This window comes from Faecalibacter macacae (assembly GCF_003687725.1).
GTDB lineage: Bacteria > Bacteroidota > Bacteroidia > Flavobacteriales > Weeksellaceae > Empedobacter > Empedobacter macacae.
The window spans coordinates 91,408-107,100 of the sequence record NZ_RDOJ01000005.1 but is presented as its reverse complement, the minus strand read 5'-3'; the positions used below and the strand labels follow the sequence as shown (position 1 = coordinate 107,100).

The following is a 15,693-nucleotide window of genomic DNA, read 5'->3' as shown; positions in this document are numbered from 1 at the left end:
TCTGAATCCACATTATTAATTTAATGGTATATTTTTGCTAAAATTTTCTTAAAATTAACACATGAATATTCTACATATTTCTGGTGCTAGAAGCTGGGGTGGAAATGAACAGCAATTAATTCTGAATATTAACGAATTAAATCAACTGCAGACTAAAAATTTTATCTTTGGTATCGAAAATACACCATTGCATGAACGTGCAAAAAGACACAACATTGAATTTATCGCATCTAAATCGCGCAAAATTTCAAAGTTTGGGAATGTTGCACAACTCAAAGATATCATTCAACAATATCAATTAGACGTCATTCATCTTCATACCAGTGATGCATTAACATTAATGTATTTCTATTCTTTATTAAATTCTATACCTGCCAAAGTCATTTTTAGTAAAAAAGGGATTGGAGGAAGTAGTAGCTTTTTAAGCAAGTTGAAATACAATGCATCATTTATTCATCGCATCATCTGTGTATCAAATAGTGTTCAAGATAACTTTAAACTGATGTTGAATAATAGTTCAATAAATAAAACAACTGTAGTTTATGATTGTATTTCAGAACAAACATTTCCTAAAATAAACGATGTGTTAATGAATCGTTTCAGCGATATCAAAGCATCTTATCTTATGGGATCCATTGCCAATCATACCAAAGCAAAAGATTTACCAACTTTAATTGAAGCTGTTTCCATCTTGAAGAATAAATATCAATTATCCAATTTCAAATTGATACAAGTAGGGGAATTTTCTAAACTTACCGATGAATTTAAAATGCTTATTCAACAAAAAGGTGTAGAAAATGAATTTATTCTTACCGGTAAAATTGAAGACGCCATGCAATTGAACCATATGTTTGATGCATTTGTTGTTTCATCCTCACGCGAAGGGGGCCCAACTTCTGCTTTAGAAGCTATGTTATACCAAACTCCTGTGGTATCAACGCAAGTGGGTGTAATTCCAGAAGTAATTGTAAACGGTAAAAATGGTTTTACTTGTCCACCGAATCAACCTGAATTATTAGCAGAAGCTCTTTTCGCGATGTATTCTTTAAATGAAGAGCAACGAAAAAGTATGACAGATCAAAATTATCAATTTATTCTAGACAATTTCGCGTCGAAAAACATTGCACAACAAATTCTTAAAATTTATGAATCCAAAGGGGTTAAATATTGATTGATGCCTTTCTCGGCAAAAGTTAATTTTTGATGTATAGTTTGTTGTTGAATCTTATCATTACGATCCAAGAAAGATTTGCTTTGTTCATGATGATAAATATGATAAACAATGCCAGCGAATTTGAGACGTTTAGCTTCAATTCCTGCATTATGCATACGCAAAACTAATTCTGAATCTTCTCTACCCCAACCCGAAAACTCTTCGTTATAACCATTCACTTTCACAAAATCATCTTTCCAAAAAGAAAAATTACAACCTCTCATTTTTGATGAATAATTTGTATGTTTTTTCTGATTTTTTGCTAAAAATGGTAAATGAATAGTTCTTCCTCTTTTCTTTATTCCTTTCGAAAATAAATTAAATTTGATATTTTTTGTAGCAAATAAATCGTGTAAGGCTTTTTCTTGAATATTAACACGCGATCCGTATAAATAAACATTTTTCTCAACCATCATTAAATGATCTGCAACAAAATTTGGATGTAAAATTACATCACCATCAATACTTATAATATATTCTGAAGACGCTTGAGCAATCGCTTTATTCATAATAATTGCCTTACGATTTCCATTATCTTCATGCCAAATATGCTTAATTGGAATCGGAAATGTCGTTTTTATAGAATCAATCAAATTTTTTGTTTCTTCTTTAGATCCATCATCAGCTATAACAACCTCATCTGGCAACGTCGTTTGCTTTGCTATACTTTTAAGAACCAGCTCTAAAGCTTCTGGCCAATTATAAGTCGATAAAACTAAGCTCGTATTAATCTTCATATCAACAAAAATAAACATATCTTTGGCATTGTAAAATAGAAAAAGAGAATTATATTTTTTCTCTTTGAAATTTGTAAAGAATGAGTCAAAACATCGTCATAAATCCTAATTATAATACAACTTCACAAGAAGTAAAACAAATCATTGATGGATATGATTCTATCAACGATTATGTAGCCAAAGGTGATCGTAATTCAATTAAAAAAGTAACATTAGCAAACAATAAAATTGCAACGATAAAATCTTTTAAGATTCCAAATATCGTTAACAAATATGTATACCGTTTTTTGAGAGAATCTAAAGCACAACGTTCGTATGATTATGCAAAAAAACTGATTGATTTAGGATTTTTAACGCCTTATCCTATTGGATATATTGAAGAAAAGACGGCTTTACAATTTTTGAAAAGTTATTATTTATGTGAAATGGTTGATGCTGATTTAACGTATCGTGAAATGGTACATGATGCGAATTGGCCAAATCGTACGGAAATTTTAAAACAATTTACACATTTTACTTATCAATTACATGAAGCTGGAATCGAGTTTTTAGATCATTCGCCAGGAAATACATTAATCAAACAGGTTGATAATAATAAATATGATTTTTATTTAGTTGATTTGAATCGAATGAATTTCCACGATTCGATGGACTTTGAAACTAGAATGAAGAATTTCTCTCGCTTAACACCACACAAAGAAATGGTAGAAATTATGGCGAAAGAATACGCTAAATTAATTAATAAACCAGAGCAAGAAGTTGTAGAGGCAATGTGGAATAAGACAGAAGAATTTCAGTTTAAATTTCATCAAAAACAAACTCGTAAAAAGAAATTAAAAACCTTAATTGGTAAAAAATAATTAAAAAAGCACTTCGAATGAAGTGCTTTTCTTTTATAATATTATTTCAGTAAATGGAATAATCGTATCGTAACCTTTTGCTTTAAAATACGTTTCCATTCCTTCTCTATAAGTCACTAAAACAAAATCTCCACCCCAAGCACCAAGACTTTTTATACTTCCTTCGTAATCCGAAAAATATAATTCTTTAGGTTGTGGTATCTGCATAAATGCTTCTAATCTATCCTGGTATTCATCTAAAATAGATTCTAAATCAGTTAAATTATCAACTTTAGTTGCATCTAAAACCAATTCTGATAAATCATTAATCAAACCCCAATCTTTCGGTTTGTTTTTATAATGATTTCCAACAACTGCTTGCGTATCTTGTTTTTGATTCAGATAAACAAAAAATAATTTGTCTTTAAAATCCCAATTCAAATCCAATTCTTCCACCTCAATTTGTGGTTGATTCGTGTATAAAATTGGTTTATTGTGATGCGCACAAGCAATATCATAACCGCTTGTATTGAACGTTAATTGATTTAATTCAAACGGATTAATTTCAATCCATTGGCTAATCAAATCAATTAAAGTCGAACTACTTCCTAAACCCCATTCTTGCGGATATTCTAACTTCGTTTTACAAGTATAAAAATTATTAGAATTGAAAAAATCAGGATTTAATGATTTGGCTTGAATCAAAATATTTTGAAGTGAGTTTGCCAATTTCTGATTAGTTGTCGATAAAATCTCTAACGAATCTAATTGAAATTGAACTTCAAACCATAAAGAATCGTCAGCTTTATAAGCACTCCAAATGATTTGGTTTGATTTTTCGGATGAATCTTCTACAAATAAACATTGCCCAAACTTAGTGGGCAATGCAAATGCTTTCGCTCCATCCATTACAATATATTCCCCGATAAGGAATAATTTTCCATTGGAACGGAATGTTTTCATTTTTTAGATTTGTGCTGAAGAAGTCGCAACTTCACGACTTACCTTTTTTACTAATCCTTGTAATGTGTTACCAGGACCAACCTCGATAAATTCTGTTGCTCCGTCAGCAATCATATTTTGTACAGATTGCGTCCATTTTACAGGCGCAGTTAACTGTGCGATTAAATTCTTTTTAATTTCAGCTGGTTCTGTAACAGCAGTTGTCGTTACGTTTTGGTAAACTGGACAAATTGGAGTATTAAAAGTTGTTTCTTCAATTGCTTTTGCCAATTCTTCCTCTGCTGGTTTCATTAAAGGCGAGTGAAAAGCTCCACCAACTGGTAAAACTAAAGCACGTTTCGCTCCTAATTCTTTTAATTTTTCACATGCTGCATTTACAGCTTCAACTTCTCCAGAAATCACTAATTGACCTGGACAGTTGTAGTTTGCTGCAACAACAACACCTTCAATCTCTCCACAAGCATTTTCTACCACTTCGTCTTCTAATCCTAAGATAGCAGCCATTGTTGATGGATTTGCTTCACAAGCATCTTGCATCGCTAATGCTCTTTTGTAAACTAATTTTAATCCTGCTTCGAAATCTAAAACTTCTGATGCAACTAATGCAGAAATCTCTCCTAAAGAGTGACCAGCAACCATTTCTGGTTTAAAATCTTGTAAAGTTTTAGCTAAAATAACTGAATGTAAAAATACAGCTGGTTGCGTTACTTTTGTTTGTTTTAAATCTTCAGCAGATCCTTCAAACATAATTTTAGTAATATCAAATCCTAAAACTTCGTTTGCTTTTTCAAATAATTCTTTTGCTACTGCTGAGTTGTCATAAAGATCTTTCCCCATTCCTGTGAATTGAGCTCCTTGACCTGGAAAAACATATGCTTTCATTATAATAATGTTTTATGCGTTTTTATTAATTAGTTGTGAAGCTTGAGCTTCGTAAATTTCGTTCAAAAATACATATCTTTTTTTAACAGATTCTGCATGTAAACGTGAAATAACATAACCTTCTTTTCCGTCTAAAAATCCTAATCTGATAATATAGTGATTAATAAATCTATAAGCTGGTTTTATTTGAAAATGAAAAAAATTAGGTTTTAAATTTTTCATTCGTAATTCCTGAGCTCTAAGTCTTGAATATGAAGTTAATTTTTTTCTGTAATCTTCAGATGAAGAATATGTATAGTGATCTAATCGGTTTTTTAGTTTAGAAACTAATCCATCACATTGAATTAATTCGTGTACTAAACGATTATTTTTATATCTATTTTTAGATTTTTTAAATAGACGTATAGCTTTATCATTCTGCATTCCAGAATAATTTAATAATTTATTTTTAAAATAAAACTTGCGATATACGTAATAAGCATCAGCAGAAGTATTGCTTTCTACAGTCTTTAAAATTTCTTCTTTTAAATTTTCTGGAATATGTTCATCAGCATCAAAAAATGTAATCCACTCGTTAGAAGCTTGATGAATTGCAAAGTTCTTTTGATCCGAAAAATTTGTAAATACTCTTTGAAATAATTTAACCTTCGGAAAAGTTTTGGCTATTTCTACAGTTCGGTCCAAACTGTATGAGTCTACGACAATAATCTCATCAGCGTAATCAGCATCTTCTAAAAAACGCTTGATATTTTTCTCTTCGTTATATGTAATCAGTAGAGCTGAGATTTTTTGCATTTAGATTGGTTTTGTTCTTTAATGTATCTCAAATATATAATATTTAACATACGTATTGTTAGTTATTAAACAGAAAATGTAACTATTTATTATATATGTTTTATCAAGAATTCATCTAGTTTTATCTTAAATAATTCAAAATCAAATAACGAGTAAAAAGAATTCACTTCTTTTTTAATTTTACGATTATTTAAATCTATAAATTTTTCTGGATGATAATCTTTTAAATGAACACTTACGTGATTAATACCATCTTCAAAAGTTGCCCATACATTTTTATCAATCCATGGAGAAAAAATAATAAATGACTTCTTCCCTACAGCTTTAGACATGTTAATAGCACCTCCATCATTACCTACAATAATGTCACATTCATTTGCAATGGCAATAAAAGAACGTAAATCATCACCTAAAAGATCAAAATACACTTTAGATTTCGTTATATCATTTAATTGATTATAAACTACTAAAGCTTGCTCTTTTTGACTTGGGAAATAGTTAAATAATATATTAACGTTATAGTTTGCGCCAATATGATTTACCATTTTCGCCATTTGGTCTAATGGATAGGTTTTAGTTTCGTCTGATCCTAACAAACTAATCATTACTGTTTTACGAGACGAATCAACTTTATGATTTTTAAACGTTTGTTTAGCTATTTCAATTTCTTGTTCCGTTAAATATAATTTCGGTTCAGTAGCTATTGGATTTGTGATACCAAAAGGCTGTAATAATGCCAAACGATGTTCTATTGATAGCCCTAAATGAGATTTTGCTTCTTCGTGCTTCTCTATATTATTAGTATAAATAAATTCTCTACCTGGTTTTTTATAAGAAATTTTAACCGGAGCTTTATTCATGAATACATTTACCCAACTTTGTAATTTAGAATATGCATCAACAATTACATCATAATTATTTTTGCTTACGCTTTCAGAAAACTTAATTAAGTTAAGAAAACCTTTTTGTTCTTTTTCATTAAAAACTATAAGATTATCTATATAAGGATTATTTTCTAAAACGGGTAACGTATTGCTATTTACTAAATAATCAATCGTTGCTTCTGGATAACTTTTCTTTAAGTTTTCGCAAAGCAAAGATGTTATTAAAACATCTCCAATCATTTTATGTTGGATAACTAAAATTCTTTTCATTTCGTAAGCTAGATGAAAGCCTTTCTTCTTGAAAAGGCACTTACAAAAGTATCGAATTTATGGTATAATTACAACTCTTGATCATTTCCTAAGAATCCATTTTATTTCAATTGATAACATAAAAAAAAGGAGTTGAAAAAAATCAACTCCTTTAAAATTATATTAAAAATATAGATTAAACTGCAACATTATGCTCACGTAAAGCATCGTTTAATGATGTTTTTAAATCTGTGCTTTCTTTACGCTTACCAATAATTAACGCACAAGGAACTTGGTATTCTCCTGCTGCGAATTTTTTAGTGTATGATCCTGGGATCACAACAGAACGTTCTGGAACGTATCCTTTGATTTCAATTGGCTCATCACCTGTAACATCGATAATTTTTGTAGATGCTGTTAATACTACGTTTGCACCTAATACAGCTTCTTTTCCTACTCTTACTCCTTCTACTACAATAGAACGAGAACCTAAGAATGCATTATCTTCGATAATTACTGGAGCAGCTTGTAATGGCTCTAAAACTCCTCCAATACCTACACCTCCTGACAAGTGTACATTTTTACCAATTTGAGCACATGAACCTACAGTAGCCCAAGTATCAACCATTGTTCCTTCGTCTACGTAAGCACCAATATTAACATAAGATGGCATTAAAATAACACCCGAAGAAATATATGCACCGTAACGAGCAACAGCGTTAGGAACAACACGAATTCCTTTTTCTGCGTAGTTACGTTTTAATTCCATCTTGTCGTGGTATTCGAAAATTCCAGCTTCTAATGTTTCCATTTTTTGAATTGGGAAGTACATTACAACAGCTTTCTTCACCCATTCATTCACTTGCCATCCACCTTCAACTGGTTCAGCACAACGTAATTGACCATTATCAATTAATTCAATCACTTCACGAATAGCTGCTTGTGTAGTATCTTCTTGTAATAACTCACGGTTATCCCAAGCTTTTTCGATTATTTCTCTTAAATTTTCCATTTCTTCAACTAATGAACTACAAATATAAAATATATCTACGTTTAAATAAACCTTTTTATAAATTTGCAAAATGGCAAGAATCGTAGCAATAGATTTTGGAGGCAAAAGAACGGGAGTTGCAGCAACTGACGAATTACAAATCATAGCATCTCCTATAGACACAATCGAAACAAGTAAATTATTGGATTTCTTTGAAAAATATTTATTTACAGAAAATGTTTCTGATTTAGTCGTAGGACTTCCTATGCGTTTTTCAGGTGAAGTAAATGATATTGAAATCGAGATAAAAAAATTCATAGAAAAATTCTCGACAAAATTCCCAAACATTAAAATACACCGAGAAAATGAGATGTTTACATCAAAAATGGCATCAAGAGCAATGTTTGAAGGTGGTCTTAAAAAGAAAAAGAGACAAGAGAAGGGAATGGTAGATAAAGTTAGTGCTGTAATAATTTTACAATCATTTTTATCCCATAAACTATAACAAAATTGTATCTTTGCCCATTATTTAATAAAAAATAAAATTAAATGGTATTACCAGTTGTAGCTTACGGAGATCCTGTGCTTCGTAAAGTTTCACAAGATATAAATCAGGATTACAAGAACTTAAACGAGTTAATTGACAATATGTTTGAGACAATGTACGACTCTCATGGAGTTGGAATTGCTGCTCCACAAATTGGTCGCGATATTCGATTATTTGTTGTAGATTGTAGTCCGTTCGCTGAAGATGAAGACTATGAAGACATCGAAAAAGAATTAGAATCTTTTAAGAAAGTTTTTATTAATCCAAAAAAAATCAGTGAATCAGAAGGTGATGAATGGAAATTTGCTGAAGGATGTTTAAGTATTCCACATGTACATGAAGACGTTTCTAGACCAGCATCTATCACTTTAGAATATTACGATGAGAATTGGGTAAAACATACTGAAACTTTTTCGGATATTCGCGCTCGAGTTATTCAACACGAATATGATCATTTGGAAGGTAAACTTTTTATTGATTATATTTCGAGCTTCAAAAAGAAATTAATAAGTAATAAATTAAAAAACATAACAAAAGGGAACGTGAAAACATCTTACAAGATGAAATTCCCTATATAGTCCCTTAAACATAAATTAGAATATGGATTTATCAAGAGTTATCGCAATTTCAGGAAAACCAGGTTTATACCGTTTAGTTTCTCAAACAAGAAACGGTTTCGTAGTTGAAGATTTAGACAAAGGAAAAAAAGTTTCTATCGCTGCTAACTACAACGTAAGTTTATTAGACAACGTTGCTATTTACGGTGTTTCTCAAGAATACCCTTTAGCTGAAGTTTTCTTTAGAATTTACAAAAAAGAAAACGGTGGTGCATCTATCGACCACAAATTATCTGGAGCTGAATTACGTGCATATATGGAGCAAGTTTTACCTGAATATGACGATTCAAGAGTTTATGATTCTGATTTAAAAAAGTTATTCCAATGGTATAACATTTTACAATCTAAAGGATTATTAAACATCGATTTAGCTGCTGTTGAAGCTGCAATCGCTGCTCAACAAGCTGAAATTGAAGCTGCTCAAGCTACTGAAGTTGCTACTGAAGAAGTTGCAGTTGAAGAAAAACCAAAAAAGAAAGCACCAGCTAAAAAAGCTGCGCCTAAAAAAGCAAAAGCTGAAGCTGAAGCTGAAGCAAAACCAGCGAAAAAAACTGCTGCTAAAAAAACTACAAAGAAAAAAACTGAAGAATAATCTTTGATATGAATACACGTAAAGATCAATTAGAAGCCTTCAATAGATTGTTGGATATAATGGATGAGTTACGTGAAAAGTGTCCGTGGGATCGTAAACAAAACAATGAAACGCTACGTACGTTAAGTATTGAAGAAATCTACGAACTTTCGGATGCAATTATCGAAAATGATTCAGATGAAATAAAAAAAGAACTAGGTGATGTTTTTCTTCACCTAGTTTTTTATTCTAAAATAGCATCAGAAAAAAGTCAATTTGACGTTGCTGATGTTCTGAATTCTATTTGTGATAAATTAATTCACAGACATCCTCATATTTACGGAGACACCAAAGCAGATACCGAAGAAAAAGTTTTACAAAATTGGGAAAAACTTAAATTAAAAGAAGGTAATAAATCTGTACTTTCTGGTGTTCCTACCTCCCTACCTGCGATGGTAAAAGCATTTCGCATACAAGACAAAGTAAAAGGAGTTGGCTTCGAGTTTGAAAACACAGATCAAGTCTTTGATAAAATCCAAGAAGAGATTATTGAATTTAAAAACGAAGAAAACCCAATCGATCGTGAGATGGAATTTGGAGATATTTTATTTTCATTAATCAATTATGGAAGATTTGTTGGTATTAATTCAGAAGATGCTTTAGAAAAATCTAACAAGAAATTTATTTCAAGATTCCAAATTTTAGAGGAATTAGCAGTGGAAAAAGGTTTAATAATGGGAGAAATGACCATTAGTCAATTAGAAGACTTATGGAATTTAGCGAAAATTCGCTAGTGTCATTCAAACACTAATAAACGCAATAAACTAAATAATGTATATTGATTATCAATAAGATAACAACTAAATAGATTACTACTATACACACCGATTAAAGAAACAATGAGAAAACATTGCGCTCGCTTAAAAAACAGGCCTATATTTGCAATGGTTATAGCGGGCAATAGCTTGTAATAATGGAAGGAAGTTTGTTTACTATGTAAACAGTTTTCTCATTTTTTTGTGGTTTTGATGAAAAGGTGACTTATGTCGCCTTTTTATTTTTTTATCTACTTCACTCACTATTTTTTTCCTATACTATTTTGTAAATTTGCTGTTATGCAATTTCAATTAAATTCAGAATTTGATCCAACAGGAGATCAACCAAAAGCTATTGAACAATTAGCAAAAGGAATTCTTGACGGAGATAAATATCAAACACTATTAGGTGTTACTGGTTCGGGTAAAACTTTTACTATTGCAAATGTAGTTCAAGAAATACAACGACCTACTTTGGTTTTAGCCCATAACAAAACATTAGCCGCGCAATTATTTATGGAATTTAAAGAATTTTTTCCTAATAATGCAGTTGAATATTTTGTTTCTTACTACGATTACTATCAACCAGAAGCATATATTCCAACTTCTGGAGTTTATATTGAAAAAGACTTATCAATCAACGAAGAAATCGAAAAACTTCGTTTAAGCACTACCTCTTCCCTTTTATCAGGACGTAGAGATATTTTGGTCGTTGCATCTGTATCTTGTTTATATGGTATTGGAAATCCTGCAGAATTTCATAAAAATTTAATTCAAGTAGAGATTGGACAAATCATCTCAAGAACAAAATTTTTACATCAATTAGTTCAAGCATTATATTCAAGATCTGAAGGAGTTTTCCAACGTGGTAATTTTAGAATCAAAGGTGATACATTAGATATCTTCCCAGCTTACGCTGATGATGGAATTAGAGTTAGCTTTTTTGGTGACGAAATTGAAGAAATTACAATTTTCAATACTGAAACAGGCGAAACCACATCTCGATTAGATAAAATAAACATATATCCTGCAAACATCTTTGTCACGTCTAAAGATACTTTAGAAGGCGCTATTAAAGATATTCAGATAGATTTAGGTAAACAAGAATCCTATTTTCATGATATCGGAAAACATTTAGAAGCTAAAAGATTAAAAGAGCGAACTGAATTCGATTTAGAAATGATTAAAGAATTAGGTTACTGTTCTGGTATCGAGAATTATTCTCGTTACTTAGATGGCCGAGAACCAGGAACAAGACCTTTCTGTTTATTAGATTATTTTCCAGACGATTTTTTAATGGTAATTGATGAATCTCACGTTACTGTTTCACAAGTTCACGCTATGTATGGTGGTGACCGTTCACGTAAAGAAAATTTAGTTGAATATGGTTTCCGCTTACCTGCAGCTATGGACAATCGTCCATTAAAATTTGAAGAATTTGAAGCATTACAAAACCAAGTAATTCATGTTTCTGCAACTCCAGCTAATTACGAACTTGAAAAATCTGAAGGAATTGTTGTAGAACAAGTAATTAGGCCAACTGGTTTATTAGATCCTATTATTGAAGTCCGCCCATCTCAAAATCAAGTAGATGATTTGATGGAAGAAATTAATAAACGTGTTGAAGCTGATGAACGTGTTTTAGTTACTACTTTAACTAAACGAATGGCAGAAGAATTAACGAAATATTTAACAAAATATGGCGTTCGTTGTCGTTACATTCACTCAGACGTAGATACATTAGAACGTGTACAAATCATGTCCGATTTACGAACTGGTTTATTTGATGTCTTAGTCGGAGTTAATTTACTTCGTGAAGGATTAGACTTACCAGAAGTATCTTTGGTTGCAATTCTTGATGCTGACAAAGAAGGATTCTTACGCAGTAATCGTTCGCTTACGCAAACGGTTGGTCGTGCTGCACGTAATGTTAATGGATTAGCAATAATGTATGCTGATAAAATTACAGATAGTATGCGCCAAACGATTGATGAAACCGAACGAAGAAGAGAAATTCAAATGAAATATAATGAGGATCATGGTAAAACTCCTCAAGCTTTAAATAAGAAGATTACTAAACTTAGTTTAGCCGCAGCTGATTTTGAAAATAATCCGTACGAGCAAAAAAGTTTAATTACAGTTGCCGCTGAAGAAAAAATTGATTATTCTGATGAAGAAAAGGCAAAAATCATCGAAAAATTGCAGAAAGAAATGGAAACTGCTGCAAAAAATTTAGATTTTATAAAAGCAGCGGAATTTAGAGATAAAATAAATGCGTTAAACGAAAAATAAACTACATTCGTAATCCTTACAAACTAACAAACAATAATGAAAATTTTCTATTGTATTATACTTTTGTTACCATTCTTTCTCGGTGGATGTAATGCATACATTTCCGAAAACGAAGCAGTTGAAGCAGAAAATATAAACACTATAGATGTCTCTAAACTAATAAACGAGACTAAACGTACGCTTACTTCAAAATTTAGAACACCCGAAGGTTATACAAGAATTAATCCTTCAACTCCTTTTGCTGTTTTTTTAAATCACATTCCTTTAAAAGGAGAAAAAGGTACAGTAAAACTTTTTGACGGAACTGATAAACTAAACAAAAGCTCGTATGCAGGAGTTTTAGACTTGCAACCTTTTACAAACAACGTCCAATTTCATGCAAATGCAATTTATCGTTTAAGAGCAGAATTTTTATATCATAATAAAAGATATGAAGAAATAGATTTCAGAATCAACAATAAACTTACATTTGTTTCGTACAACACGTTTGCAAAAGGAGATTATTCTTATGAAAAATTTTTAGAGTACATGGATAAGTTTTTAACAGCAACCACAACAAATAGCTTATCTAATTTAGCTTCGCCAATCAAACTAAAAGAAATTAATATTGGAGATGTTTTTATGCAAATGTCTTCAACAAAGAGTCATGCTATTATTGTAATGGATTTAGCTGTAAACAAAAATGGTGACAAAATAATGTTATTAGCTCAGAGTTATTATCCAGGACAAGACATTCAAATCCTTTCCAATCCATCAAATGATAAATTATCTCCATGGTATGAAGTGAAAGATGGAGTACTTTTAACACCTGAATGGCGATTTATGACATCTGATTTAATTCGCTTTAATTAAAACCTATTGATAAAGTGTTTTTGAATTAATACATTTGTACTCAATTTTACATTATACAAACACAGGCATTGTTTTAATGCCGAAAAATTAACAACATGCAAAAAGTTTATTTAGATAATGCAGCTACAACGGCTATTCATCCTCAAGTAATTGAAGAGATGGTAAACGTAATGAAAGATTGCTACGGAAATCCTTCTTCCACACATATTTTTGGTAGAGAAGCAAAGGCATTATTAGAACTTGCAAGGAAGAAAATTGCACAACAATTAAACGCTGCTCCAGCAGAAATCTACTTTACTTCTTGCGGTACTGAATCAAACAATACTATAATTCGTTCTTGTGTTAACGATTTAGGAGTTACTCGTATCATTACAACTTACATGGAACACAAATGTGTAATGGAAAGTGTAAGTGATTTAGAAAGTAGAGACAAAGTTGAAGTTATTCGTTTAAATATTTTAAAAGACGGGTCTATTGATTATGATCAATTCGAAGAATTAATCAAAGATCAATCAAAGAAGACTTTAGTTTCATTAATGCATGCCAATAACGAAATCGGAAACTTATTAGACGTTAAAAGAATTTCTGCTTTAACTAAAGAATACAACGCATTATTTCATACTGATACTGTTCAGACAGTTGGTCACTACCCTATTGATGTAGAAGATTTAGGAATTGATTTCGCTTCATGTTCTGCACATAAAATTCACGGACCAAAAGGTGCAGGATTTTTATATGCACGTAAATCAACTCACATCAAACCATTAATTGCTGGTGGTGGACAAGAAAGAGGTTTACGTTCTGGAACTGAAAATGTATACGGAATTGTAGGATTATCTAAAGCATTAGAGATTTCTTTAGAAGAATTAGAAAATCACACAAAACATATCGAAGGATTAAAAAAATATGCAATTGAAGAGTTAACTGCAAAAATCCCAGGTGTTGCATTTAATGGTTTAAGTAACGATTTCGAAAAAAGTTTATATACCGTTTTAAGTGTTAAGTTACCATTTCACGACACATTAATCGGATTTGAATTAGAATTAGCTGGAATCGCAGTTTCTCAAGGATCAGCTTGTAGTTCTGGTGCAGCTAAAGTTTCAAAAGTTATGGAAACTTTATATACAGAAGAAGAAGTTAACCAAATGACTCCATTACGTGTATCTTTTAGTTACATGAACACAAAAGAAGACATTGATGCATTAGTTTCTACTTTAGTCAAAATATCAAGTAAACATTTAGTAGTGAATGCTTAATTATACAAACCTCCTTTTTAGGAGGTTTTTTTATGCTTTTTTTATGATAGCTTATCCTTTGATTCATTTTGAAGATGCAATCAATTAAATATATTTGCATCATAAATAAATAAAAATTGGATCAAGCATCAACATTTAACAACTTAGATATTTTAATTGCAATTGCGTTAGCTTTTGGCGTAATCAATGGTTTATTCAAAGGTTTTATTTCTCAATTAATTGGACTTTTAGGATTTTTTATCGCCATTTGGTTAAGTTTTAAATTCTATCAATTCGTTAGCATTTTTATCGGAAGTCAAAACATCGTAGCAGATAGTTTAGTTTCTATCGTTTCTCTGGTTTTAACTTTTGCCATTGCATTTTTCTCCATCAAACTATTATCATCTCTTACTCAAAAAACAGTAGAAATGATTGGACTTGGTTTTGTAAACAGAATAGCTGGAGCAGCTTTAGGTTTGGTTATTTTATTACTTTTAGTTTCTTCAGTATTATTTTATATCGATCCTATTTTAGAAATTGGTTTTAAAGAGACGAAAGAAAATAGTATTTTATATCCTTATTTAATTGAATCGGCAGAATATGTAAAAAATATGCTGTACGAAACAAAAGATGTTTTGAGAGAACAAAATCAAATTGAATCTGAAAACTATTTATAAAACCTCTATCTTTATTAAAAATTAACGCATGAATACTTATACAGAAAGCCAAAGAATGTTTGATTCAACTTTTAATAAAATCATCATTTTATTAGTTGTCGTTTTATTTGGTAAAATCCTTTACACGAACATTACAGAAGGTTTTCAAACTTCATCAATATTATCATTAATATTACTACCTCTTTGTATTGTTTTATTTATTGTTTTTAAAGTAAAAACAAATATTACTAAAGAAAGTATTAACGTAAAAATTGTTCCTTTCAACTTAACGAATCAAACTATTTTATGGAGTGATACGAAAAAAGTTGAAGTAGTAGAATATTCTGCAATCAAAGAATATGGTGGTTGGGGATACAGAAGAAGCAAAACTGGTAAAGCTATTAATCCATCTGGAAAACATGGTTTAAAAATTCATTTTAAAGATGGTACACATCTTTTAGTTGGAACAAGACGACCAGATGAATTATCTGAATTTATTAAGAATATCAAAAAATAACAAAAGAAGCTTCTAATAGGAGCTTTTTTTATTTAAAT

At 30.7% G+C, this 15,693-nt stretch carries 17 protein-coding genes; 11 read left to right on the top strand and 6 right to left on the bottom strand.

The genetic code is table 11. From position 1 onward, the window contains the following. The first annotated feature begins 61 nt into the window (after positions 1 to 61). The gene (locus EAH69_RS05395; RefSeq protein WP_121934156.1) at positions 62 to 1,171 is read left to right on the top strand and encodes a glycosyltransferase family 4 protein; all 1,110 of its coding nucleotides are present in this window, start codon (positions 62 to 64) and stop codon (positions 1,169 to 1,171) included. Here EAH69_RS05395 and EAH69_RS05390 read toward each other — a convergent pair. Next, entirely contained in the window at positions 1,144 to 1,950 is an 807-nt protein-coding gene (locus tag EAH69_RS05390; protein WP_230466715.1) for a glycosyltransferase family 2 protein, read from the bottom strand. The genes EAH69_RS05395 and EAH69_RS05390 overlap by 28 nt on opposite strands. An 80-nt stretch (positions 1,951 to 2,030) precedes the next feature. On the opposite strand from EAH69_RS05390, the gene EAH69_RS05385 reads away from it, so the two are divergent. After that, positions 2,031 to 2,810 (top strand): lipopolysaccharide kinase InaA family protein, encoded by a 780-nt coding sequence (locus tag EAH69_RS05385; RefSeq protein ID WP_121934154.1) that lies wholly within the window; start codon positions 2,031 to 2,033, stop codon positions 2,808 to 2,810. A gap of 33 nt (positions 2,811 to 2,843) precedes the next feature. Here EAH69_RS05385 and EAH69_RS05380 read toward each other — a convergent pair whose 3' ends face one another. The 5 genes from EAH69_RS05380 to EAH69_RS05360 form a co-directional block, all read right to left on the bottom strand. After that, entirely contained in the window at positions 2,844 to 3,752 is a 909-nt protein-coding gene (locus EAH69_RS05380; RefSeq protein ID WP_121934153.1) for a GYDIA family GHMP kinase, read from the bottom strand. 3 nt (positions 3,753 to 3,755) lie between these two features. After that, positions 3,756 to 4,634: an ACP S-malonyltransferase gene (gene fabD, locus EAH69_RS05375; protein ID WP_121934152.1), complete on the bottom strand. Its 879-nt coding sequence runs from the start codon at positions 4,632 to 4,634 to the stop codon at positions 3,756 to 3,758. Between the two features lie 12 nt (positions 4,635 to 4,646). Further along, complete coding sequence (locus tag EAH69_RS05370; RefSeq protein WP_121934151.1) at positions 4,647 to 5,429, bottom strand: glycosyltransferase family 2 protein; 783 nt, start codon at positions 5,427 to 5,429, stop codon at positions 4,647 to 4,649. 89 nt (positions 5,430 to 5,518) lie between these two features. After that, positions 5,519 to 6,583, bottom strand: coding sequence for a glycosyltransferase family 9 protein (locus EAH69_RS05365; RefSeq protein ID WP_230466714.1), 1,065 nt, complete (start codon positions 6,581 to 6,583; stop codon positions 5,519 to 5,521). 175 nt (positions 6,584 to 6,758) lie between these two features. Next, entirely contained in the window at positions 6,759 to 7,574 is an 816-nt protein-coding gene (locus tag EAH69_RS05360) for a 2,3,4,5-tetrahydropyridine-2,6-dicarboxylate N-succinyltransferase (RefSeq protein ID WP_121934220.1), read from the bottom strand. 70 nt (positions 7,575 to 7,644) lie between these two features. Here EAH69_RS05360 and ruvX point away from each other — a divergent pair, with 70 nt between their 5' ends. From ruvX to EAH69_RS05315, 9 genes are all read left to right on the top strand, one after another. Then, positions 7,645 to 8,058 (top strand): Holliday junction resolvase RuvX, encoded by a 414-nt coding sequence (gene ruvX, locus EAH69_RS05355; protein WP_121934150.1) that lies wholly within the window; start codon positions 7,645 to 7,647, stop codon positions 8,056 to 8,058. A 44-nt stretch (positions 8,059 to 8,102) separates the two neighbouring features. After that, positions 8,103 to 8,678, top strand: coding sequence for a peptide deformylase (gene def / locus EAH69_RS05350; RefSeq protein WP_121934149.1), 576 nt, complete (start codon positions 8,103 to 8,105; stop codon positions 8,676 to 8,678). A 22-nt stretch (positions 8,679 to 8,700) separates the two neighbouring features. Further along, positions 8,701 to 9,309 carry a DUF5606 family protein gene (locus EAH69_RS05345; protein ID WP_121934148.1) on the top strand — a complete coding sequence of 203 codons (609 nt, stop codon included), beginning with the start codon at positions 8,701 to 8,703 and terminating at the stop codon, positions 9,307 to 9,309. An 8-nt stretch (positions 9,310 to 9,317) separates the two neighbouring features. Beyond that, entirely contained in the window at positions 9,318 to 10,082 is a 765-nt protein-coding gene (gene mazG, locus EAH69_RS05340) for a nucleoside triphosphate pyrophosphohydrolase (RefSeq protein WP_121934147.1), read from the top strand. A 321-nt stretch (positions 10,083 to 10,403) separates the two neighbouring features. Continuing rightward, complete coding sequence (gene uvrB / locus EAH69_RS05335) at positions 10,404 to 12,395, top strand: excinuclease ABC subunit UvrB (RefSeq protein ID WP_121934146.1); 1,992 nt, start codon at positions 10,404 to 10,406, stop codon at positions 12,393 to 12,395. A gap of 36 nt (positions 12,396 to 12,431) precedes the next feature. Beyond that, positions 12,432 to 13,247 carry a DUF4846 domain-containing protein gene (locus EAH69_RS05330; RefSeq protein WP_121934145.1) on the top strand — a complete coding sequence of 272 codons (816 nt, stop codon included), beginning with the start codon at positions 12,432 to 12,434 and terminating at the stop codon, positions 13,245 to 13,247. Between the two features lie 95 nt (positions 13,248 to 13,342). Next, entirely contained in the window at positions 13,343 to 14,503 is a 1,161-nt protein-coding gene (locus EAH69_RS05325) for a cysteine desulfurase family protein (RefSeq protein WP_121934144.1), read from the top strand. A gap of 116 nt (positions 14,504 to 14,619) precedes the next feature. Further along, the gene (locus EAH69_RS05320; protein ID WP_121934143.1) at positions 14,620 to 15,159 is read left to right on the top strand and encodes a CvpA family protein; all 540 of its coding nucleotides are present in this window, start codon (positions 14,620 to 14,622) and stop codon (positions 15,157 to 15,159) included. A gap of 28 nt (positions 15,160 to 15,187) precedes the next feature. Continuing rightward, positions 15,188 to 15,655, top strand: coding sequence for a hypothetical protein (locus EAH69_RS05315; RefSeq protein ID WP_121934142.1), 468 nt, complete (start codon positions 15,188 to 15,190; stop codon positions 15,653 to 15,655). The last annotated feature ends 38 nt before the right edge of the window (positions 15,656 to 15,693 follow it).